We start from the raw sequence: 20271 nt of genomic DNA, 5'->3' as shown, positions 1-20271 counted from the left end.
TAGGGTGAGACCGTGGTGGCATCGACACAAACTCCCCCCGCCGACCCGTTCAACGACCCGGTCTACACCGCGGCGGTCATCGACCTCCTCGGTGCGATCGGCTACGGCGAGGTCTCAGCGTTCGAGCGGCTGACCGCCGACGCCGCGATGGCTCCCAGCCTGGCCGACAAGGTCGCCCTCCTGGGGATGGCCAACCGGCAGTACGCCAAGGTCGAGCCGGTGCGCGCGCGCCTGGCCGAGCTCACCGAGGACCCGTACGCCGCGATGACGCCGTTCGCCGAGGCGATCGACTCGTTCCACAGCTTCACCGCGCCGCACGACTGGTGGGAGGCCCTGGTCAAGGCGTACGTCGGCGACGGCATCGTGGCCGACTTCTACCGCGAGATCAGCGCCTACCTCGACGCGGCCACGGCCGGCCTGATCCAGTCCACGCTCAGCGACGAGGGCGAGACCGACTTCGCCGTCGAGCGGATCGGTGAGGCGATCGAGGCCGACCCGAAGCTCGGTGGACGCCTCGCGCTGTGGGGACGCCGGCTGATGGGGGAGGCGCTGACCCAGACCCAGCACGTCGCCGCGTCGCGCGACTCGCTGACCGAGATCCTGGCCGGCAACGCCAGCGTCGCCGGTCTCGACCTGGCGGGGATCTCCGAAATGTTCACGAGGGTGACCGCCCGTCACATCGAACGGATGGCCACCCTCGGGCTCGAGCACTAGAGGCTCGACACGGAACTCAGCTGCGGAAGCCGACCACGTTCGCGGTCGTGCTGCCCAGCTCGATGTAGGTGATCTTGGCCGCCGGCACGAAGGTCTTCTTGCCCTTCGTGTCGGTCAGGCTGAGCACGCTGTCGGCGGCGAGAGCCGCGGTGAACGCGCTCTCGATCGCCTCGGGGGTCTCGTCGCTTTCGACGATCAGTTCACGGACGGCGTACTGAACGCCGATCTTGACCTCCACGGTCACTCCTTCGTTGGTGCTCAGGGTCACGACTTGGGATATCCACCGATGCCGCGCCAGGCCAGGCCCGACACCAGTGCAGCAGCCTGCTCACGTCCGAGGCCACTGTTGGACTCCAGCCAGAACCGCGAAGACTGCTGCGCCATTCCTACCAGCGAGACCGCGAGCAGGAGGGAGGCGGCCCGGGGCAGGCCGGTGTCGTCGGCGATGACGTCGGCGATCGCCTCGGCGCACTCGTTGGTCACCCGGTCGATCTGGTCGCGCACGGCGGGCTCGTTGGGCAGGTCGGACTCGAAGACCAGCCGGAACGCGCCGGACTCGTTGGCGACGTAGGAGAAGAACGCGCTGATCGTCGCCTCGACCCGGCGCTTGTTGTCGGTGGTGATCGCCAACGCGTCGCGGACGTGCTCGATCACGTTGTCGCAGGACTGCTCCAGCAGCGCCAGGTAGAGGTCGAGCTTGCCGGGGAAGTGCTGGTAGAGCACCGGCTTGGAGACGCCGGCACGCTCGGCGATGTCGTCCATCGCGGCGGCGTGGAAGCCCTGGGCGACGAAGACCTCGAGCGCGGACTCCAGCAGCTGCGCGCGCCGTTCCCGGCGAGGCATCCGCCCGCTGCGCGGACGGGTCTCAAGGTCGTACTCGGTACTCACGTGCTCCTGCTTCCCGTCATGGTCGGTCAAGGCTACCGCTCGGTAGGCCGCGCGTCCGGATGACGGGACACCGTGTCGGGCACTGAACCGCTCGGGGAACAATGGTGGACGGTGTCGCGTTCCTCCTGCTGCGAGGACCGGCGCCGCCGGAACCCACAGATCTAACGGAGGAGTGCGCCGTGACCGTGCCGCCGCTCGTCGAGCCCGCCAGCGAGCTCACCATCGATGAGGTGCGTCGCTACAGCCGCCACCTGATCATCCCCGACGTCGGCATGACGGGGCAGAAGCGCCTGAAGAACGCCAAGGTGCTGGTCATCGGCGCCGGCGGCCTCGGCTCGCCTGCGCTGCTGTACCTGGCCGCCGCCGGTGTCGGGACCCTCGGCATCGTCGAGTTCGACGAGGTCGACGAGTCGAATCTGCAGCGCCAGATCATCCACAAGCAGTCCACGATCGGGCAGCCGAAGGCGGACTCGGCGGCCCAGGCCGTCGCGGAGGTCAACCCGTACGTCAACGTCGTGCTCCACCCCGAGCGCCTCGACAACGACAACGTCTTCCGGATCTTCGAGGGCTACGACCTGATCATCGACGGGACGGACAACTTCGCCACCCGGTACATGGTCAACGACGCGGCCTACTTCCTCGGGATCCCCTACGTGTGGGGCTCGATCTACCGCTTCGACGGTCAGGCCTCGGTCTTCGCCGCCGGCCTGCGCAACTCCAAGAACCCGGAGCTGGCCGCCGCCGCGGCCGACGCGCCGTGCTACCGCTGCCTCTACCCCGAGCCGCCGCCGCCGGGGATGGTGCCGTCCTGCGCCGAGGGCGGTGTCCTCGGTGTGCTGTGCGCCAGCATCGGCTCCATCCAGGTGACCGAGGGGATCAAGCTCCTCACGGGCATCGGCGACCCGCTCGTGGGTTCGCTGATGATCTACGACGCGCTCGAGATGGAGTACCGCAAGGTCCGCCTGCGCAAGGACCCCAACTGCGCGCTCTGCGGCGAGCACGCCACGGTCGACTCGCTGATCGACTACGAGGTCTTCTGCGGTGCGGTCTCCGAGGAGGCCGCCGACGCTGCCGTCGGTTCGACGATCGCGGTCGGCACCCTGGAGCACTGGCTCAAGGAGCGTTCCGAGGGCACCCGGGACTTCGTCCTGGTCGACGTGCGTGAGCCCAACGAGTACGAGATCAACCAGATCCCCGGCGCGGTGCTGGTGCCCAAGGGTGAGTTCCTCACCGGCGACGCCCTGGCGACGCTGGCCGAGCTCACCGCCGACGGCCAGAAGCAGCTCGTCCTGCACTGCAAGTCCGGCGTCCGCTCGGCCGAGTGCCTCGCGATCGCCAAGGGCGCGGGGTACGGCGACGCCGTCCACGTCGGCGGCGGCGTGGTCGCCTGGGTGAACCAGATCGACCCGTCTCAGCCGTCCTACTGAGTTCAACCGAACGGACCTTTCCCGCACGGGCGGGTCGCGGCTAGCGTCGCGGCACGCCATCGCGGGGGAGGTCCGTTCGTTGTTGCTGGAGTCAGCGTTGTTGCCGGGGTGCGCGGTGACCACCCCCGAGGGTCACCTGCTCGGCTCGCGGTGGGACCTCGACGCCCGGGTGCTGCTGGAGGAGTGGGACCTGGTCGACCCGGTCGGCCGGATCCGGGTCGAACGTTTCACCGCCGACCCCGCCGGATACCCGGTCACGGTCCACCAGGTCGACGGTGGCTGGATCGTCGCCGTCGGAGAGGCGTCGCTGCTCAGCCGTGCCGAGCTGGCGGCGACCGCCGCGTCGGTGAGCGCCGTGCTGGAGCAGCGCAGGATCCAGCGCACCGATCGGACCCGGCACTGGCAGGGCGCCTGGACGCCGCTCCTGGCCGGTGCCGGCGACGCGGAGATGCTCGGCTGGTCCGAGGACCAGCCCCTGGTCGTGATCGCCCTCGGTGCCGACCCCGACGGCCGGCCCACCCGGGCCGACGCGGCCTGGGACCGGCTGGTCGAGCACTGGTCCCGTGCGCTCGGTGAGCTCACCACGCCCGAGGCGCCCGCCTGCCTGGTGGAGGTGCCCTCGGGCCTGCGGATCATCGCGCCCGTCCTGGTGGTCCCGGCGATCGACCAGATCGGCGTTCGGATCGCGCAGGAGATGGCCGGCGCCCGGCCCTTCGCCGTCGGTGTCAGCCGGGTGAGCGCGGGCATCGCCGACATCCCGCGCGCGGTCGAGGAGGCCGATCGTGCCCTCGACCTCGACCGCTGGCGCGGCGACGGCCGGGCGACGTACTTCCACCGGATCGGGCTCGAGCGGCTGCTCGCCCGGGTCCCCGATGCGGATGCCGCCGACTTCGCCACCGACATGCTGGGCCCGCTGGCCGCCGACACCACGGAGGCCGCCGGGCTGCGCCGCACCCTCGACCTGCTGCTGGAGACCGACTTCAACATCGCCGAGACCGCCCGCCGGCAGTTCCTGCACTTCACCACGGTCCGCTACCGGGTCGCGATGTTCGAGGGCTGGTTCGGTCCGATCGCCGACGACCCGGCCCGGAGGGTCGATCTCGCCGTGGCGCTGATGGTGGTCGAACGCACGCACTGAACCGTCCCGCCGAACCAGGCAGGATCGTGTCGGTGCGATGTGCTTGAGTGAGCCACGAGATGACGAGCTATCGCCTGGGACCGAGCACCACGCCGCCGACCGTGCCCCAGCTGGACGAGCACCAGCAGCGCGTCGTCGACCACGGCGACGGGCCGCTCCTCGTCCTGGCCGGCCCGGGGACCGGGAAGACCACCACCCTGGTCGAGGCGATCGTCGACCGGATCGCGGTGCGCGGCGCCGCCCCCGAGTCGGTGCTCGCCCTGACGTTCTCGCGCAAGGCCGCCGAACAGCTGCGTGACCGGATCACCGCTCGGCTCGGTCGGACCCTCACCGCCAACCCGTGCATGACGTTCCACTCCTTCGCCTACGGGTTGGTGCGCGAGTTCGCGCCGGCCGACCTCTACGAGGGCCCGTTGCGGCTGCTGAGCGCGCCGGAGGCCGACGTCGTGCTGCGTGACCTGCTGGCCGGCACGCCCGCGGGCCGGTGGCCGGAGTCGATGAACCGGGCGATGCAGACCCGTGGGTTCGCTCGCGAGGTCCAGGCGGTGCTGGCGCGCGCCCGCGAGAAGGGGCTCGAGGGTGTCGACCTGGCCCGGCTTGGGCGCGCCGAGGGCGTGCCCGAGTTCGTCGCCGCCGGACTTTTCCTCGAGGAGTACCTGACCAACCTCGACGCCCAGGGGGCGCTCGACTACCCGGACCTGATCCGTCGTGCCGTGCTCGAGGCCGAGGTGCACCGCGCCGAGCTGCGGGAGCGGTTCGCGCACGTCGTCGTCGACGAGTTCCAGGACACCGACCCCGGCCAGCTCGCCCTGCTCCAGGCGCTCGCCGGGGACGGGCGCACCCTGATCGCCGTCGGTGATCCGCACCAGTCCATCTACGGCTTCCGGGGAGCCGAGGTGCGCGGGATCCTCGAGTTCCCGACCACCTTCCCGACCGTCGACGGCAGCCCCGCCCCCGTGGTCGCGCTCCGGACGACCCGCCGCTTCGGGGACCGGATGCTGGTGGCCGCCCAACGCGTGGCCGGCCGGATCGGCCTGCCCGGCACCATCGACGCCGCCGCCCGGGAAGCCTTCCTGGCCCCGGTCGCGTCGGCGGCAGGTGGTCGGGTCGAGGTGCTCACCTTCGACACCGAACGGGCCGAGGCCGAGCACCTGGCCGACCTGCTGCGGCGGGCCCACCTCGAGGACGGCATCGGCTGGGACGAGATGGCGGTGCTGGTCCGCTCCGGTCGCAGCTCGATCCCGCCGCTGCGCCGTGCCCTCGGTGCCCTCGGGGTCCCGGTCGAGGTGGCGGGAGACGAGCTGCCGCTGGTCCGCGACCCGGCGGTCGAACCGCTGCTGAGTGCACTGCGGGCCGCGCTCGACCTCGACCTGACCGACCCGCTCCTGGCCGGCTACCTCGACGCCACCCAGGTCACCGCCCTGCTCACCGGCGCGTTGGGTGGGCTGACCGCCCCCGAGGTCCGCCACCTCGCCCGGATGCTGCGGCTGCGGGAGAAGGAGGCGGCCGCTCACCAGGACCGACGGGTACGCAGCTCACCCGAGCTGCTCCGCGAAGCACTGGTCGACCCGTCCTTCCTGGACGGGGTGGAGGCCCCGCGGGCCCGAGCCCTGGTCACGCTGATCCATCGGGTCCGCCAGCTCGCCGAGGACGGCGCCAGCCCCGAGGACCTGCTCTGGGAGCTGTGGGACGGCACCAGCTGGCCCGAGCGGCTCCGTCGCGGCGTCGAGGCCGGCGGTGCCAGCGCCCGCCGGGCGCACCGCGACCTGGACGCGATCGTGGCGCTCTTCGAGTCGGCGGCCCGGTTGCAGGCCGCCCGTCACCATGCCGACGCCCGGGTCTTCCTCGAGACCGTGGGAGCCCAGCAGATCCCCGCCGACACGCTCGCCGAGCGGGGCGCCCGCGGCGCCGCCGTACGCCTGCTGACGGCGCACCGCTCCAAGGGTCTGGAGTGGCGGCTCGTCGTCGTGGCGCACGTCCAGGCCGAGGCGTGGCCCGACCTGCGTCGGCGCTCCACGTTGCTGCGACCCGACCGGATCGGTGCGGGGGAGCTCGTCCCGCCGCTCGGGGTCCGGGAGATGCTCGCCGAGGAGCGACGGCTCTTCTACGTCGCCGCCACCCGGGCCCGGGAGCGGCTGATCGTCACCGCGGTCGCCTCCGACGCCGACGACGGCGAGCAGCCGAGCCGGTTCCTCGCCGAGCTCGGGGTGCCCGTCGACCGGATCGTCGGGCGCCCACGGCGTCCGCTCTCCCTCGGCGGCTTGGTCGCCGAGCTGCGTCGCACCCTCGCCGACCCGACCAGCTCACCGCCGCTGCGCGACGCGGCCGCCCGCCGGCTGGCCCGCCTGGCCGACGAACGTCGCGGGGAGCGCCCGCTGGTGCCCGCCGCCGACCCCGCGACCTGGTGGGGACTGCGGGGGCTCTCCCGTGCCGCACGGCCGCTGCGTCCGGCCGACGAGCCGTTGCCGATCTCGGCCACCGTCCTGGAGGGCATGATCGAGTGTCCGTTGCACTGGTTCCTGGAACGGGAGGCGGGCGGTGCCGCGGCGAGCCACCAGGCCGCCAACGTCGGGTCGATCGTGCACGAGCTCGCCGAACGCGTCGCCAACGGTGCCCTGGCGCCGGACCTCGCGGTCCTGATGAGCCACGTCGACCTGGTCTGGGGTCGGCTCACGTTCCGGACCAGCTGGTCCGAGGCCCGGGAGCGGGCACGGATCGAGCGCGCGCTGGAACGCTTCCTCGAGTGGCACCAGCGCAACCCGCGGACGTCGCTGGGCACGGAGGTCGCCTTCGCGACGACCGTGACCCTCGAGGGCGGTGAGGTGCTGCGCCTGCGTGGCCGCGCCGACCGGCTCGAGATCGACACCCAGGGCCGGGTCGTCGTGGTCGACTTCAAGACCGGGCGCAGCCTGCCCAGCGGGCCCGCGGTGGAGCGCAACACCCAGCTCGCGCTCTACCAGCTGGCCATCGACCACGGCGCCGTCGGCGAGCTCGCGCCCGGCGCGACCAGCGGGGGCGGCGAGCTGGTCCAGCTGGGCGACAAGGAGCTGGGCAACCCGGTGAAGGTGCAACCGCAGGCGGTGCACACCGACGTCTCGCCCGAGCGCACCGTGCTCACCGCCGAGCTCGCAACGGCCGCTGCCCGGCTGCGTGCCGAGGAGATGCCGGCGATCCTCGGGGCGCACTGCGAGCGGTGCGCCTTCGAGAGCCTCTGCCCGGCCCGTGGCGCTGCGGCGGTGACGGTGTGAGCACGTCGATCCGGATCGAGACCCCTGCCGACCTGCAGCGGGTGATGCAGGAGGACCACCCGGCCTCCGACGAGCAGTGGGCCGCGATCACCGCGCCCCTGGAGCCGGCTGTCGTCATCGCCGGTGCAGGGTCGGGCAAGACCACCCTGATGGCCGCCCGCGTGGTCTACCTCGTGCTCACCGGGCAGGTCCGGCCCGAGGAGATCCTCGGCCTCACCTTCACCACCAAGGCGACCGCCCAGCTACGGGCCAAGATCCGTGCCGCCCTGCTGGCCGCGGGTGCGTTGGAGGAGGACGGCGACGGGGAGATCCTCGAGCCGACCGTGGCGACGTACAACGCCTATGCCGCGACCCTGCTGAGCGAGCACGGACTGCGGATCGGGCACGAGCCCGACACCCGGGTCGTCACCGATGCGGCCCGCTACCAGCTCGGGGCCCGTGCCATCGACCGGCACCCCGGCCAGGTCGAGGTGCTCAGCGACCACCCGCCGACCGTGATCCAGAACCTGCTCGCCCTCGACAGCCAGCTCAGCGAGCACCTGCGCACCCCCGTCGAGGTCCGTGCCTACGACGCCGAGGCCGCCGAGGGGTTCGAGCGCGCCCGCCAGGCCGAGCTCGCCGGCAAGGGTCGCAAGACCTACGTCGAGGCGTGCGCGACCGCGATCTCGGCGATCACCCGCCGGGGTGAGCTGCTCGACCTGGTCGAGACCTACCGGCGGCTCAAGGGCGAGCTCGGCCTGATGGACTTCAGCGACCAGATCGCCCTCGCTGCCCGGCTGGCCGATGAGCAGCCCGACGTCGGGGCGAGTGAACGAGCGAAGTTCAGGGTGGTCCTGCTCGACGAGTACCAGGACACCTCGACCGCTCAGGCGATCATGCTCTCGCGGCTCTTCGGCGCCGGCCACGCGGTGATGGCCGTGGGTGACCCCAACCAGGCGATCTACGGCTGGCGGGGTGCCTCGGTGTCGAACATCCTCGGTTTCGACGAGCACTTCCCTCCGGCTGCGGGCGGTGCCGCGCTCCGGTTCAACCTCACTGTCAACCGGCGGTCGGGCAGCGAGATCCTCGGCGTCGCCAACGACCTCGCCGCCCCCTTGTACGACGCCACGCCCGGTGTCCTGCCCCTGGTCGCCGACCCGCGTCGGGGTGAGGGATCGATCGACGTGGCGGTGCTGGAGACCCAGGCCGAGGAGCACGCCTGGCTCGCCGCGGAGATCCTGCGTGCCCATGACGAGGGGGCCGGTCTGGCGTGGTCCGACATCGCGGTCCTCACCCGGGACAACGGATCGGCGGCCCGGATCTTCGACGTGCTCGCGTCCGCAGGCGTCCCGGTCGAGATCGTCGGCCTCTCCGGACTGCTCCGGTTGCCCGAGGTCGCCGAGATCGTCGCGGTGCTGCACCTGCTGCACGACGTCACCGCGAACGCCGCCGTCCTCACCCTGCTGGCCGGCCCGCGGTGGGCGGTCGGTCCGCGCGACCTGAAGCTCCTCGCCGAGCGCGCCGACGAGCTCGCCCGTGGCTCGCAGGGCCGAGCGACGACTGATGGACCGGTCGCGATCGAGGACGCGTTGGAGGCGATCGCCGACGGCGTCGACCCGGCCGAGATCGCCGCCCTCGACGACGCCCTCGCCGATCCGGGAGAGGCCGACTACTCGCCCGAGGCCCGCGAACGCTTCGGGCTGCTGGCCGGTGAGCTGCGGCAGCTGCGCGCCCACGCCGGGGAACCGCTGCTCGACGTCGTCCGGCGGGTGATCGACACCACCGGCGTCGACGTCGAGCTGTCCTCGGCCGTCGCGCCGGCCGCCGCCGCGCGCCGCGACAACCTCGACCTGTTCGTCAAGGCGGTCGCCGACTTCCAGGCGATCGACGGGGACGTCTCGATGGCCGCGCTGCTGGCCTACCTGACCGCCGAGGAGGAGCAGGGCAGCGGGATGGAGATGGTCGCCCCCAGCGCTGCTGACTCGGTCAAGATGCTCACCGTCCACCGGTCCAAGGGGTTGGAGTACCGCCAGGTCTTCGTCGCCGGCGTGTGCGAGACGGTGTTCCCGAGCAACCGGGGCCGGCCGCTGTGGATCTCGACCCCGTCCGAGCTGCCGTCCCGCCTGCGCCGTGACGCCCACGACCTGCCGCACCTGGAGGGCTGGGACCGGACCGCGATCGAGGCCTACCGGGCCGCGGTCCGCGCCCACGGTCAGACCGAGGAGCTGCGGCTGGGCTACGTCGCGTTCACCCGCGCCGAGGACCGACTCGCGGTGTCGGGCTACCTCTGGAAGGAGACCAAGTCCCCGCTCGGGCCCTCGGCCTACCTCGGGGTCGTCGCCGAGCGGCTCCGCCGTCGCGGGGAGCCGCTGCGCTGGCTCGACCGACCGGCCAACGGCAGCCCGAACCCGGTCGCCGACCAGTCCCGACCGGCGCCATGGCCGAGCTCGGGCCCCGGCGCCGAGGTGCTCGCCCGACGAGCCGCCGCGGACGCCGTCGCTGCGGCTGACGTCGACCTGCTCGACCACGACCTCGACATGATCGAGGCGGCCCAGGTCGCGCAGTGGGACACCGAGATCGAGCGGCTGCTGAGCGAGGCACGCGCCGACGTCTCCGAGGAGGTGGTCGTGCAACGGCCGGTCTCGCTCTCGGCGACCGCGCTGTCGCGTTGGCGCGACGACCCCGAGGGGTTCGCCCGCGACCTGGCCCGGCCGATGCCGCGCCAGCCGTCGTCGGCGGCCCGCTTCGGGACCCGGTTCCACGCCTGGGTCGAGGCACGCTTCGGCCAGCAGGACCTGTTCGACCTCGACGAGCTGCCCGGCGCGGCCGACGCCGGCATCGGTGACGAGGCGGACCTGGCCGAGGTGATCGCCGCGTTCGAGGCCGGACCCTTCGCCGACCGGCCACCCGCTCACGTCGAAGCGTCGTTCGCCCTCGTGCTGGCCGGGCAGGTGGTGCGCGGCCGGATCGACGCGGTCTACGCCGAGCCCGACGGCAGCTGGCTGATCGTGGACTGGAAGACCAATCGGAACGCCGGGGCGGACCCGCTCCAGCTGGCGATCTACCGGCTCGCCTGGGCCGAGCTGCGCGGGATCGACCCCGCACAGGTCCGGGCCGCGTTCTACTACGTCCGTTCGGGACGGCTGGTGGAGCCGACGGGGCTGGCCGACCGCGCCGAGCTGGAGGAGCTGCTCGGCTGACGCGGTGCCTGTCCCGGCGTCCGGTCGAGCCAGGCGGCGACGCCGCGGGCGGCGAAACGTCCCGCTCGGTTCGCGCCGATCGTCGACGCGGACGGGCCGTAGCCGACGAGCTGCACCCGCGGGTCGGCCACGGCCGTCGTGCCGAAGCGGTCGAGCTGGATCCCGCCGGAGTCGCTGCGCAGGTGCAGCGGCGCCAGGTGACGCAGCGCCGGGCGGAACCCCGTGGCCCACAGGATCACGTCCACCGGCTCGAACGCGCCGTCGGCCCAGCGCACCCCGTCGGGCTCGATCCGGGCGAACATCGGACGCCGTGCGTCATAGACGCCGAGGCGACGGGCCGCCTCCTCCTGGGCGCGCAGCGCCAGGCCGGTGACCGAGACCACCGACGTCGGGGGCAGTCCGGCACGCACCCGCTCCTCGACCCGGGCGACGACCTCGGTGCCGATCTCCGCGGTGAACGGACCGGTCCGCCAGACCGGCTCGCGTCGGGTCACCCAGACCACGTCGGCGATCGGGGCGAGCAGGCCCAGGAACTGGACCGCCGAGGCGCCGCCGCCGACGACCAGGACCCTGCGGCCGCGGTAGCGCTCGGGCGAGCTGAAGTCGTGGGTGTGCACCTGCTCGCCGCGGAACGTCTCCTGCCCGGGGTAGTGCGGCCAGTGCGGTTGGGTCCAGGTGCCGGTCGCGTTGACGATCGTGCGGGTCAACCACTCCTGATCCGCGGCCCGGACGTGGAGCAGGCCCGCAGTGTCGGACTCGACCCGCTCCACGGTGACCGGCCGGAGCACCGGCAGGTCGTGGTCTCGTTCATAGGCGGAGAAGTACGACGGCACCGCGACGTTGGCCCGCTCGGGCGAGGTCGGCAGCTCGACGGCCCCGGGCAGCTCGGCGATCCGGTGCACGTCCTGCATCGTCAGCGCGTCCCAACGGTGCTGCCAGGCACCACCCGGGCCGGGGTTGGCGTCGACGACCAGGTGACGCAGGCCGCGGCGACGCAGGTGGTAGCTGGCCGACAGGCCCGCCTGACCCGCCCCGATGACCACGCTGTCGAAGAGCTGCACGCAGGTTCCAACATCGGATGACCCGTGAATATTCACCCGCTACGGTGGGCGCGTGACCCATCCCCACCAGCGCCTGCACGCCAGTGCCCACGACCGGGTGGGGGAGCGGCGCTCCGACGAGGAGTGGCTCGCTGCACGGTGGGAGGACCCGGCGACACGGGTCCTGGTCGTCGGTGGGACGCGGATCGCGTCGCCGATCACCTGGGTCGCCCCGGCCGACGCGCCCGCAGGGGAGAGGGTCCTCCTCGGCGAGGTCGACGGCCTGGCCCACTTCGCGGTCCTCGCCGGGCGCAAACATGCGGGGGAGGACTGGCAGCCGCTGCGCGGCCTGCTCGGCGACCTCACGACGGCCGACCCGGGCGTGGCACCGCTGGTGCTGCACGCGATCGGGATCGCCGAATGGGTCGCGGTGACGCGGTTCTGCCCGCGCTGCGGTGGACCGCTGGTGCTCCAGGCCTCCGGCCACGAGCTCGCCTGCAGTGAGGGCCATCTCCAGTTCCCGCGCACCGACCCGGCGGTGATCATGCTGATCACCTCGGGCGACCCGGGGTCGGCGGACGAGCGCTGCCTGTTGGGGCGGCACCCGCAGTGGCCCGCTGGGCGCTTCTCCACCCTGGCCGGCTTCTGCGAGCCGGGGGAGACGCTCGAGGACGCCGTCCGGCGCGAGGTGGGCGAGGAGACCGGCGTGAGCGTCGGCGCGGTCGCCTACGTGGGCAACCAGCCGTGGCCGCTCCCGGCGTCGCTGATGCTCGGCTTCACCGGGGTGGCGACGTCGACCGACCTGAAGGTCGAGTCCAGCGAGCTCGCCGAGGCCGGGTGGTACACCCGGGACGAGCTGATCGCCGGCGCGGCCGACGGCACGCTGCTGCTCCCCGGCGGGGTGTCGATCAGCCACTCGCTGATCGAGGGCTGGGTCGGCCGTCCGCTGCCCGCCTCCTGGTGAGGCGGGCGACGGAGCAACGCGTCAGGCAGCGAGCTCGGCGAGCTTGGCCTTGATCTGCATCAGGCTCGGGTTGGTGTGGGCGCTGCCGTCGGCGAAGACCAGGGTCGGCACGGTCTGGTTGCCGTTGTTGACCTGCTCGACGATCGCTGCGGCACCCTCGACCTGCTCGATGTCGATCTCCTCGAAGGTGATCCCCTCGCGTCCGAGCTGCCCCTTGAGGCGCTGGCAGTAGCCGCACCACGGGGTGGTGTACATGACGAAGGCGGGGTCGCTGATGTCGCTCACGCTCATGTGAACACGGTAGGGGCCACCCGCATTCCGGAGGGTCTTTTTCGGACCTCAGCCGCGCCAGGACGGATCACGGCCGATGAACCCCATCAGGCGGTCCACCGCGGGCGCGTCCGTCGGGACGTCGACGGCCGGACCGTACTGGCCCGAACCGCGCAGCATCTCCTCGATCGGTTCCATCCCGGCCAACAGGTCCGCCGCCTCGGCCTCGGGCAGGCCGGAGGACCGCCCTGCCGCCTCGGCGAGGTCCCAGGTGTGCATGAAGACGTCGGTCGTGTAGAACTGGTCGATCGCCGCGTCGAGCGGGCGGGTGCCCAGGTGCGGGTGGGTGAAGTCGCGGCCGGCGTCGGGTCCCGTCAGGAGCGCCTGGACCGCGGCAGCGTGCTCGGTCCACGCGGCACGGGGGTCCTCGGAGGTCGGTGTCACCGGTCCGAGCGCCACGTCCCCGGCGGCGAGCAGGCCCGGCAGCCAGGTGACCAGGTGGTCGACGACGTCACGCGCGGTCCAACCGGCGACGGGGGCCGGGGCGTCCCAGTCGTCGACCGCGCCGACGTGCTCGCCGAACCGTTCGGCGATCTCGGCGTGCCGCTCCGCGGGGCTCACAGCGCACCCGAACCGAGCAGGTCGTCGAGCTTGGCGTAACCAGCGTTGACGCCGCCCTCCATGCCGCTGGCGAGCATGCCGTCGCGGGCCTCGAAGCTCTCGAAGACCGAGCGCACCTCGAGCCGGGTGCGCCCCGGCTCGACCTCGGTCAGGGTGAGCGTCTCGAGGGAGACCGCCTCGGGCATCCCCTCCCAGGTGAAGGTCTGCACGATCCGACGCTCGCTGACGTCGTGGAACGAGCCGAAGAAGCCGTGCCCGCCGTTGACGAACCGCCAGGACCCGCCGGTGCGGGCGTCCCAGCGGTCGATCTCGGTGGTGTAGCCGTCGGGGCCGATCCAGCGGACGTAGACGTCGGGGTCGGTGTGGGCGCGGAAGAGCTGCGCCGGGGTGCCGGCGAAGTCACGCGTCATCTGGATCACCGGGACATCGGTGGGTGCGTCGATGGCGACGCTGGCGTGGTGCAGTGCTGAGCTCATGATGCGGTGCCTTCCTGCAGGTGGGTGCGGTCGTTCATCTCGTCGAGCACGGCATCGAGACGCTGGTAGCGCGCCTCCGCCGTCGCCCGGTACCGGTCGATCCAGGCCGTCATCAGGTCGAACACCTCGGCCTCGAGGTGGACGGGCCGGGTCTGGGCGGCGCGCCCGCGGGTGACCAGACCGGCCGACTCGAGCACCCGGAGGTGCTTCGAGACCGCCTGCAGGCTCACCTCGTACGGCGCCGCGATCTGCCCCACGGTCGCGTCGCCCTGCGCCAGCCGGGCCACGATGTCGCGCCGGGTGGGGTCGGCCAGGGCTGCGAACACCTTCGAGAGGTCATCCGTCATCACCGAGCTCCTGTTCTCAACCGTGGGGTTGACAACAGCATGGAACGCCGCGAGCCCGTTGTCAACCATCGGGTTGACAACGGGCTCGCGGGCGTCGGGTCGATCAGGTCAGCGGCGGACGACCTTGCGCACCGGGCTGGTCGCGGCGGTGCTGGTCTTCGTCGCGGAGACGGTGATCTTCCAGCGGCTCGTGCCCTTCGGCACCTTGGTGGTGAACCGGATCTGGCCGGTCGTCCCGGTCGTGAGGGTCTTGGCGACCTTCCACGAGCAGGTCTTCGGCTTCTTCTTCGTCTTCACCGTGCAGGTCTCACGCTGGAGCTGGGCCGCGCGTCCGGCGGCCGGCTTCACGGTGGCGGCGAAGACCAGGGACTTCTTCCGGGTGGTGACCTTGCCGCCCTTGAAACCGCTGATCACGGTCGTCGTGGGCTTCGGCGTCGGCGTCACCGGAGGAGTGACCGGGGGAGCGTTCTGGGTCCACAGCGCGACGGTGCTCTTGTCGAAGCTGGAGAAGACCAGCTCGTCGGTGCCGTCGCCGTCGTAGTCGGCGACCATGCCGCCGCCGGACTGGCCGAACTTCTCGCCGGGCGCGGTCAGGGTGTGCAGCAGCGTGGAGCCGTCACCCTTCTGCTCGATCCAGAACAGGCGGTGGTCGCCGTCGCCGGCCACCGTGATGTCGATGTCGCCGTCACCGTCCACGTCGCCGTAGCTGAACACGCCGGGGGCGGCCTGACCGGGAACCGCCCGCGAGGTGATGCTGTCCCCGGGGAAGATCATGTTGCGGTCGGCCTTGAACTCAGCCGGGCAGCTGGTGTCCGGGGTCGCCGGGTTCGACAGGGTCGTGCGGTCCCACGGGTCGGTGATGTCCTCGCCCGGGGTGAACTCGAAGACCGCCTCCTGGGCCTGCGGGGTGGAGAAGGTGCAACGACCCGTGTGGTTGGTGCCGATCCACGCGAGCTTGCCGTCGCCGCGGAAGTCCGGGACGGGGCGGATCGCGAAGCCGGGTCCGGTCTCGCCGATCGTGGCGATCGGGTGGAAGGTGAAGTCGCCCGGCTCGATCCCCGGGGTGTCTCCGGAGTCGCCGGTCTGCTCCCACCACAGGAACGACGCCTCGGTCGGGTGGTCGGCCGCAGATCCGGTGCCGAAGTACTGCGACGAGATGATGTCCATGTCCCCGTCCTCGTCGACGTCGGCCACGACCGGGACGCTGCCGCCCTGGTCGCCGATCGTGATCGGCGCGGCGAACTGGGGCTTGCCGTTCTCGTCGTCGCCGGTGCCGAGGAACACCTCGAGAGCGACCACGTCGTCGTTCAGCTCGGGAGCCGTCTTGGCCTCCTCCGACGTGGTGACGAGGTCCTTGATCTCGTCGCCGTCGAGGTCGACGTGCTTGACGCCGTGGTAGCTGCCGGGCTGACCGGTGATCACGTCGTGGCGCACGAACGGGATCGCAGCTCCCGCTGGGGTCTCGCCCTTGTTCTCCCACCAGGTGATCGCGGCGCGGAGCTTCGGCGTCTTGGGGGCCGCCAGGGTGCCGGGGTCGGTGTCGAAGAAGTAGCCCGAGGGCAGGAGCAGGTCGGTGTCACCGTCGCCGTCCATGTCGGTCAGCGTGACCTGGTTGGGGAAGATGATCCCGTCGCTCGCCTTCACGACCGAGACCCTCGTCCACGTGCGCAGGTCCTTGCCGGGGCGGAAGATGTCGAGCGTCCCTCCGCCGGAAGGGCCACCTCCCACCAGAGCGCCGTAACCCGAGACCACGATGTCCTCCTCGCCGTCGAAGACCTCGCCGGAGGCGCTGAACGACGCGCCCGTCACGGTGCCGACGTCGATCCGTGTGAAGACGGGAGCTTCCTCGGGATCGGCCGGGGTCCCTGCGACGGCGGACGAGGCCAGCGCAGGCAGCGCGACCAGCGCCGCAGCCGCGGCGAACAGGAATGGTGCGGGGGGTCGGTGCATGGAGCTCCCTCTCAGCGTGAACGTAGTCGTATATATGATATTCGAACTCGTCAACACTGTGACTCGAATCGCAACTCCGGCCGGGATGGAACGATGGAGCGGTGACCACGTTGAACGTCGCCGCGATCCAGGACGAGCCACGCCACGGCGAGATCGAGGTGAACGTCCGGACGGCCGCCGCGTGGGTCCGACGGGCCGCCGACGAGGGCGCCACGGTCGCGCTCTTCGCCGAGACCTTCCTGTCCGGCTACGACCAGACGCTCTTCGCAGGAGATCTGCCCGGCCGGCACGACCACGCCTGGCTCGACCCGATCCGCTCGGCCGTCGCCGAGACCGGCACCACCGCGATCGTGAACGCGGCCGTGCGTGAGGGTGGCCGCGCCACTCTCACCGACCTGGTCGTCGACGCCGACGGGGTGCGGGCGGTCTACGACAAGCAGCACCTCTACGCCGCCGAGCAGGAGTTCTTCGACCCCGGCCCGACCAGCACCTCGCTCCTGATCGACGACGCCGAGCTGGCGCTGTCGATCTGCTACGACGCCAACTTCCCCGAGCACGCCGCGGCCGCGGCCGCGACCGGCACCGCGTTGGCCTACCTCAACAGCGGTGCTTACTTCCCCGGGGGCGAGCACCGCCGCGACCTGCACCACGCCGCTCGCGCGCTCGACAACGGGATGTACGTCGTCTTCGCCGGTCTCCTCGGTGGCCCGCACCGGTTCGTCGGGGGCACCGCGATCTTCGACCCGCTCGGACGGGCCGTCGTGCACCTGGCCGACGAGGTCGGCATGGCGGTCGCCACCCTCGACTCCGAGCAGGTCGTCGAGGCCCGCGCCGCCCAGCGGATGTGGGCCGACCGCCGCCCCGACCAAGGGCCGCGGCAGCAGGTCGCGGTCCCGCGGATCGGCGTTGTCGGCGGCGCCGTCTAGGGTTTCGGCCATGCCCGATCCCGACGCCCTGCTCGACGCTCTCGACCCGGAGCAGCGGCGGGTCGCGGAGACGCTGCGCGGCCCGGTCCGGGTGCTGGCCGGAGCAGGGACGGGCAAGACCCGCGCGATCACCCACCGGATCGCCTACGGCGTCGCCACCGGGGTCTACGCCCCGAGCGAGATCCTGGCGGTCACCTTCACCACCCGCGCAGCCGGCGAGATGCGGCAACGCCTGCGGGGGATGGGGGCCGGGGCGGTCCAGGCACGCACCTTCCACTCGGCCGCCCTGCGCCAGCTGCGCTACTTCTGGCCGCACGTCTACGGCACCGAGGTGCCGACCCTGACCGAGTCGAAGCTCCCGATGGTGGCCCAGGCCGCGCGGCAGCACCGGCTCTCCGTCGATCAGGCCGCCCTGCGCGATCTCGCCTCCGAGATCGAGTGGTCCAAGGTCAGCAACGTCCATCCCGACCGCTACGCCCAGACCGCGCCCGGACGGGGCCGCTCCGTCGACGGCTTCGATGCCGGCACCGTCGCGCGGGTCTTCGGCAGCTACGAGGAGATCAAGCGCGGCCAGGCCCGGATGGACATGGAGGACGTCCTCCTGCTCACCGCCGGCATGCTGGCCGAGGACGAGCGGGTCGCCGCCCAGGTCCGCCGGCAGTACAAGTGGTTCGTCGTCGACGAGTTCCAGGACGTCTCGCCGCTGCAGTCGGCCCTGCTCGACCTGTGGCTGGGCGGGCGCAACGAGATCTGTGTCGTCGGCGATCCGGCCCAGACCATCTACTCGTTCGCCGGCGCCGATGCCGACTACCTGCGCACCTTCGCCCGTCGGCACGAGGGCTGCGTCTCCATCGACCTGGTCCGCAACTACCGCTCCACCCCCGAGATCGTCACCGCCGCCAACACCCTGCTCAGCGGCACGCCGTCGGCCGGGGTCGAGCTGAGGGCCCAGCGTCCGGCCGGTCCCGCGATCCGGTACGTCGGCCGCCCTGACGAGGTCGCGGAGGCCTCCGCCGTCGCGGCCCAGATCAAGGCCCTGCGTGCGGAGGGGCGGCCCTTCTCCGAGATCGCTGTGCTGTTCCGGATCAACGCCCAGTCCGAGGCCTACGAGGAGGCCCTGGCTGCGGCCGGCGTGCCCTACACGGTCCGCGGGGCCGGACGATTCTTCGACCGGCCCGAGGTCCGCGAGGCCGTCACCCGTCTGCGCGGCTCGGCCCGGTCGGCCGAGCGTGGCGCCGAGCCGATGGTCGAGACCGTGCACGCCACCCTCGCGGCGATGGGGTGGACCCAGCAGCCACCCAACGCCCGCGGGCAGGTCCGCGACCGGTGGGAGTCCTGGCAGGCCCTGATCGACCAGGCGGTCGCGTTCGCCCAGGCCGCGGGGGATCAGGCCGACCTCGGCGACTTCGTCGACGATCTCGACCGTCGCGCCGCCGACCAGCACGCCCCGGTGGCCGACTCGGTCACGCTGGCCACCTTCCACGCCGCCAAGGGGCTGGAGTGGGACTCGGTCTTCCTGGTCGGTCTCCAGGACGGCACGCTGCCGTTCTCCTACGCACTCGAGTCCCCGACGGCTCTGGAGGAGGAGCGCCGACTGCTCTACGTCGGGATCACCCGCGCCCGGCGGGACCTGGCGCTGTCGTGGGCACTCGCCCGCCAGCCCGGGGGACGGGCAAGCCGCAAGCCGTCCCGGTTCCTCGACCCGCTGCTGCCGGCCGACGCCCAGCCGCGGCCGAGCCAGAGCGGCAGCCGGGGTGCGCGGATGTGCCAGGGCTGCGGACGCCCGCTGGCCACGGCGAGCGAGAAGGCCCGCCGACGTCACGAGGACTGCCCGGCGCCGTACGACGAGGCGCTCTTCGAGGCGCTGCGGGCCTGGCGCAAGGCCACGGCCGACGAGATCAGCAAGCCCGCCTTCGTCGTCTTCACCGACGCCACCCTGGAAGCGATCGCCGAGGCGGTGCCCGGCTCGGAGCGCGAGCTCCTCCGGCTGCACGGGGTCGGCAAGAGCAAGCTCGACGCCTACGGCGAGGCGATCCTCGACCTGATCCGCGAGCACGCCGGCGCTTCCTAGGACCCTCTCGGGACGTTGTTCCCAGCCGAATCCCCACCCATTCCGCCGTGGCAGAAATTCATTTCGGAATTGGTCGATAAATGATTTGCGCGGCTGTGAGTGGCCGCCCTAAGGTCTGAACATCCCGTAAAAGCACGAGAAGATCTCGCGCTGTGATTCCGCCGAAGGAGGTGGCCCCGATGGAGAAGAAGTACACGTTTACGTGCGCCATGGATCTGAAGCCGGCGTACAACGCTGTCTCCGTGACGTCTATTTCCACGATCGCCACCCGCGGCCACTGGACGCTCACGACCCGTCTGGGTTCTCCCGCCTGGAGCCCGCCGACCGTCTAGACGACGATCAGCAGCCCTCCAGGCCGCGGAACCCGACACCGGGATCCGCGGCCTTTTTCTTTCCCCGCAGATCACTCACCACACAGACCACCGCAATGAAGACACGAAACGAAGTAGAAGAAGGAGGAGGTGGAACGTCATGACGACCAGCGTTCTCGACCGCACTGACCTGGTGCTCGAGGCTGGGCTCGCCCACCCGGCGAGCAGTGTCATCGGCGAAGCACTGCCGTGCCGGGCCAACAACCCGGAGCTGTGGTTCGCCGAGTCGCCGCACGACGTGGAGATGGCCAAAGCCCTCTGCGTCGCATGCCCAGTCCGCGCGATGTGCCTCGACGGGGCACTCGATCGCCGCGAGCCGTGGGGCGTGTGGGGCGGCGAGCTCTTCCTCCAGGGGGTTGTGATCCCCCGTAAAAGGCCGCGTGGCCGGCCCCGCAAGGACGCCGCTGCATGAGCCGACGAATCCGACCAAGACTGAACACCATTCGAAACAGGAGACCTGAGATGGAGTCCTTCCACGAGGACTGGGCGCGCGTCCACTGCGCGGCCAGGCTCGAAGAGGCGCAAGAGATCCGGCGAAGCTATGAGATCGCCCGGGCTCGACGCCTCAGCCGCAAGGCGGAGAAGGCGGCTCAGCAGGCGCGACTCGCGCTCGCTCGAGCCCTCTGACCCGCATGTCGACT

Annotated in this window: 18 protein-coding genes; 10 read left to right on the top strand and 8 right to left on the bottom strand. The window is 71.7% G+C overall.

The genetic code is table 11. The features are described from left to right. Positions 1-12: 12 nt before the first annotated feature. On the top strand, positions 13-714 hold the full coding sequence (locus ACZ5J1_RS11675) for a ferritin-like fold-containing protein (protein WP_464558927.1): 702 nt from the start codon (positions 13-15) through the stop codon (positions 712-714). 16 nt (positions 715-730) lie between these two features. Here ACZ5J1_RS11675 and ACZ5J1_RS11670 read toward each other — a convergent pair whose 3' ends face one another. After that, positions 731-952, bottom strand: coding sequence for a DUF3107 domain-containing protein (locus tag ACZ5J1_RS11670; RefSeq protein WP_464558925.1), 222 nt, complete (start codon positions 950-952; stop codon positions 731-733). A 26-nt stretch (positions 953-978) separates the two neighbouring features. After that, a complete protein-coding gene (locus ACZ5J1_RS11665) occupies positions 979-1557 on the bottom strand; it encodes a TetR/AcrR family transcriptional regulator (protein WP_464564784.1) in 579 nt (192 codons plus the stop codon). Positions 1558-1781: 224 nt separating this feature from the next. Between ACZ5J1_RS11665 and moeB the strand changes: the two genes are divergently transcribed. From moeB to ACZ5J1_RS11645, 4 genes are all read left to right on the top strand, one after another. After that, positions 1782-3029 carry a molybdopterin-synthase adenylyltransferase MoeB gene (moeB, locus tag ACZ5J1_RS11660; RefSeq protein WP_464558923.1) on the top strand — a complete coding sequence of 416 codons (1248 nt, stop codon included), beginning with the start codon at positions 1782-1784 and terminating at the stop codon, positions 3027-3029. Between the two features lie 115 nt (positions 3030-3144). Then, positions 3145-4167 (top strand): PucR family transcriptional regulator, encoded by a 1023-nt coding sequence (locus ACZ5J1_RS11655; protein ID WP_464558921.1) that lies wholly within the window; start codon positions 3145-3147, stop codon positions 4165-4167. A 59-nt stretch (positions 4168-4226) separates the two neighbouring features. Then, positions 4227-7415 carry an ATP-dependent helicase gene (locus ACZ5J1_RS11650; RefSeq protein ID WP_464558919.1) on the top strand — a complete coding sequence of 1063 codons (3189 nt, stop codon included), beginning with the start codon at positions 4227-4229 and terminating at the stop codon, positions 7413-7415. A 44-nt stretch (positions 7416-7459) separates the two neighbouring features. Continuing rightward, complete coding sequence (locus ACZ5J1_RS11645; protein WP_464564782.1) at positions 7460-10594, top strand: ATP-dependent helicase; 3135 nt, start codon at positions 7460-7462, stop codon at positions 10592-10594. On the opposite strand, the gene ACZ5J1_RS11640 is transcribed toward ACZ5J1_RS11645, so the two are convergent. Next, entirely contained in the window at positions 10519-11655 is a 1137-nt protein-coding gene (locus tag ACZ5J1_RS11640) for a flavin-containing monooxygenase (protein WP_464558917.1), read from the bottom strand. The two genes, ACZ5J1_RS11645 and ACZ5J1_RS11640, sit on opposite strands and share 76 nt — an antisense overlap. A 52-nt stretch (positions 11656-11707) precedes the next feature. On the opposite strand from ACZ5J1_RS11640, the gene nudC reads away from it, so the two are divergent. After that, positions 11708-12598: an NAD(+) diphosphatase gene (gene nudC, locus ACZ5J1_RS11635; protein ID WP_464558915.1), complete on the top strand. Its 891-nt coding sequence runs from the start codon at positions 11708-11710 to the stop codon at positions 12596-12598. A gap of 21 nt (positions 12599-12619) precedes the next feature. Here nudC and ACZ5J1_RS11630 read toward each other — a convergent pair whose 3' ends face one another. The 5 genes from ACZ5J1_RS11630 to ACZ5J1_RS11610 form a co-directional block, all read right to left on the bottom strand. Next, complete coding sequence (locus tag ACZ5J1_RS11630; RefSeq protein ID WP_464558913.1) at positions 12620-12889, bottom strand: mycoredoxin; 270 nt, start codon at positions 12887-12889, stop codon at positions 12620-12622. 48 nt (positions 12890-12937) lie between these two features. Then, the gene (locus tag ACZ5J1_RS11625; RefSeq protein WP_464558911.1) at positions 12938-13489 is read right to left on the bottom strand and encodes a TIGR03086 family metal-binding protein; all 552 of its coding nucleotides are present in this window, start codon (positions 13487-13489) and stop codon (positions 12938-12940) included. Further along, positions 13486-13965: an SRPBCC family protein gene (locus ACZ5J1_RS11620; protein WP_464558909.1), complete on the bottom strand. Its 480-nt coding sequence runs from the start codon at positions 13963-13965 to the stop codon at positions 13486-13488. Before ACZ5J1_RS11620 ends, ACZ5J1_RS11625 begins: the two co-directional genes overlap by 4 nt. Next, entirely contained in the window at positions 13962-14312 is a 351-nt protein-coding gene (locus ACZ5J1_RS11615) for an ArsR/SmtB family transcription factor (protein ID WP_464558907.1), read from the bottom strand. Before ACZ5J1_RS11615 ends, ACZ5J1_RS11620 begins: the two co-directional genes overlap by 4 nt. A gap of 108 nt (positions 14313-14420) precedes the next feature. Continuing rightward, positions 14421-16262, bottom strand: a complete 1842-nt coding sequence (locus ACZ5J1_RS11610; protein ID WP_464558905.1) for an FG-GAP repeat domain-containing protein — start codon at positions 16260-16262, stop codon at positions 14421-14423. 101 nt (positions 16263-16363) lie between these two features. On the opposite strand from ACZ5J1_RS11610, the gene ACZ5J1_RS11605 reads away from it, so the two are divergent. From ACZ5J1_RS11605 to ACZ5J1_RS11590, 4 genes are all read left to right on the top strand, one after another. Further along, positions 16364-17188: a carbon-nitrogen hydrolase family protein gene (locus ACZ5J1_RS11605; RefSeq protein WP_464558903.1), complete on the top strand. Its 825-nt coding sequence runs from the start codon at positions 16364-16366 to the stop codon at positions 17186-17188. Between the two features lie 10 nt (positions 17189-17198). Next, positions 17199-19259: an ATP-dependent helicase gene (locus ACZ5J1_RS11600; protein ID WP_464558901.1), complete on the top strand. Its 2061-nt coding sequence runs from the start codon at positions 17199-17201 to the stop codon at positions 19257-19259. A gap of 471 nt (positions 19260-19730) precedes the next feature. Further along, positions 19731-20042: a WhiB family transcriptional regulator gene (locus ACZ5J1_RS11595; protein ID WP_464558899.1), complete on the top strand. Its 312-nt coding sequence runs from the start codon at positions 19731-19733 to the stop codon at positions 20040-20042. Between the two features lie 50 nt (positions 20043-20092). Then, a complete protein-coding gene (locus ACZ5J1_RS11590) occupies positions 20093-20257 on the top strand; it encodes a hypothetical protein (protein ID WP_464558897.1) in 165 nt (54 codons plus the stop codon). Positions 20258-20271: the final 14 nt, after the last annotated feature.

This window comes from Nocardioides sp. JCM 18999 (genome assembly GCF_055391175.1).
Note: the sequence above shows the minus strand (reverse complement) of the source record. Positions and strands in the feature narration are given on the sequence as shown.

Excerpts from the sequence above, each read along its gene's own strand:
- ACZ5J1_RS11665 (WP_464564784.1), bottom strand. The coding sequence starts at position 1,557 with ATGCCTCGCCGGGAACGGCGCGCGCAGCTGCTGGAGTCCGCGCTCGAG.
- ACZ5J1_RS11595 (WP_464558899.1), top strand. The coding sequence starts at position 19,731 with ATGACGACCAGCGTTCTCGACCGCACTGACCTGGTGCTCGAGGCTGGG.
- ACZ5J1_RS11630 (WP_464558913.1), bottom strand. The coding sequence starts at position 12,889 with ATGAGCGTGAGCGACATCAGCGACCCCGCCTTCGTCATGTACACCACC.
- ACZ5J1_RS11590 (WP_464558897.1), top strand. The coding sequence starts at position 20,093 with ATGGAGTCCTTCCACGAGGACTGGGCGCGCGTCCACTGCGCGGCCAGG.
- ACZ5J1_RS11650 (WP_464558919.1), top strand. The coding sequence starts at position 4,227 with ATGACGAGCTATCGCCTGGGACCGAGCACCACGCCGCCGACCGTGCCC.
- ACZ5J1_RS11610 (WP_464558905.1), bottom strand. The coding sequence starts at position 16,262 with ATGCACCGACCCCCCGCACCATTCCTGTTCGCCGCGGCTGCGGCGCTG.
- ACZ5J1_RS11645 (WP_464564782.1), top strand. The coding sequence starts at position 7,460 with ATGCAGGAGGACCACCCGGCCTCCGACGAGCAGTGGGCCGCGATCACC.
- ACZ5J1_RS11615 (WP_464558907.1), bottom strand. The coding sequence starts at position 14,312 with ATGACGGATGACCTCTCGAAGGTGTTCGCAGCCCTGGCCGACCCCACC.
- ACZ5J1_RS11620 (WP_464558909.1), bottom strand. The coding sequence starts at position 13,965 with ATGAGCTCAGCACTGCACCACGCCAGCGTCGCCATCGACGCACCCACC.
- ACZ5J1_RS11600 (WP_464558901.1), top strand. The coding sequence starts at position 17,199 with ATGCCCGATCCCGACGCCCTGCTCGACGCTCTCGACCCGGAGCAGCGG.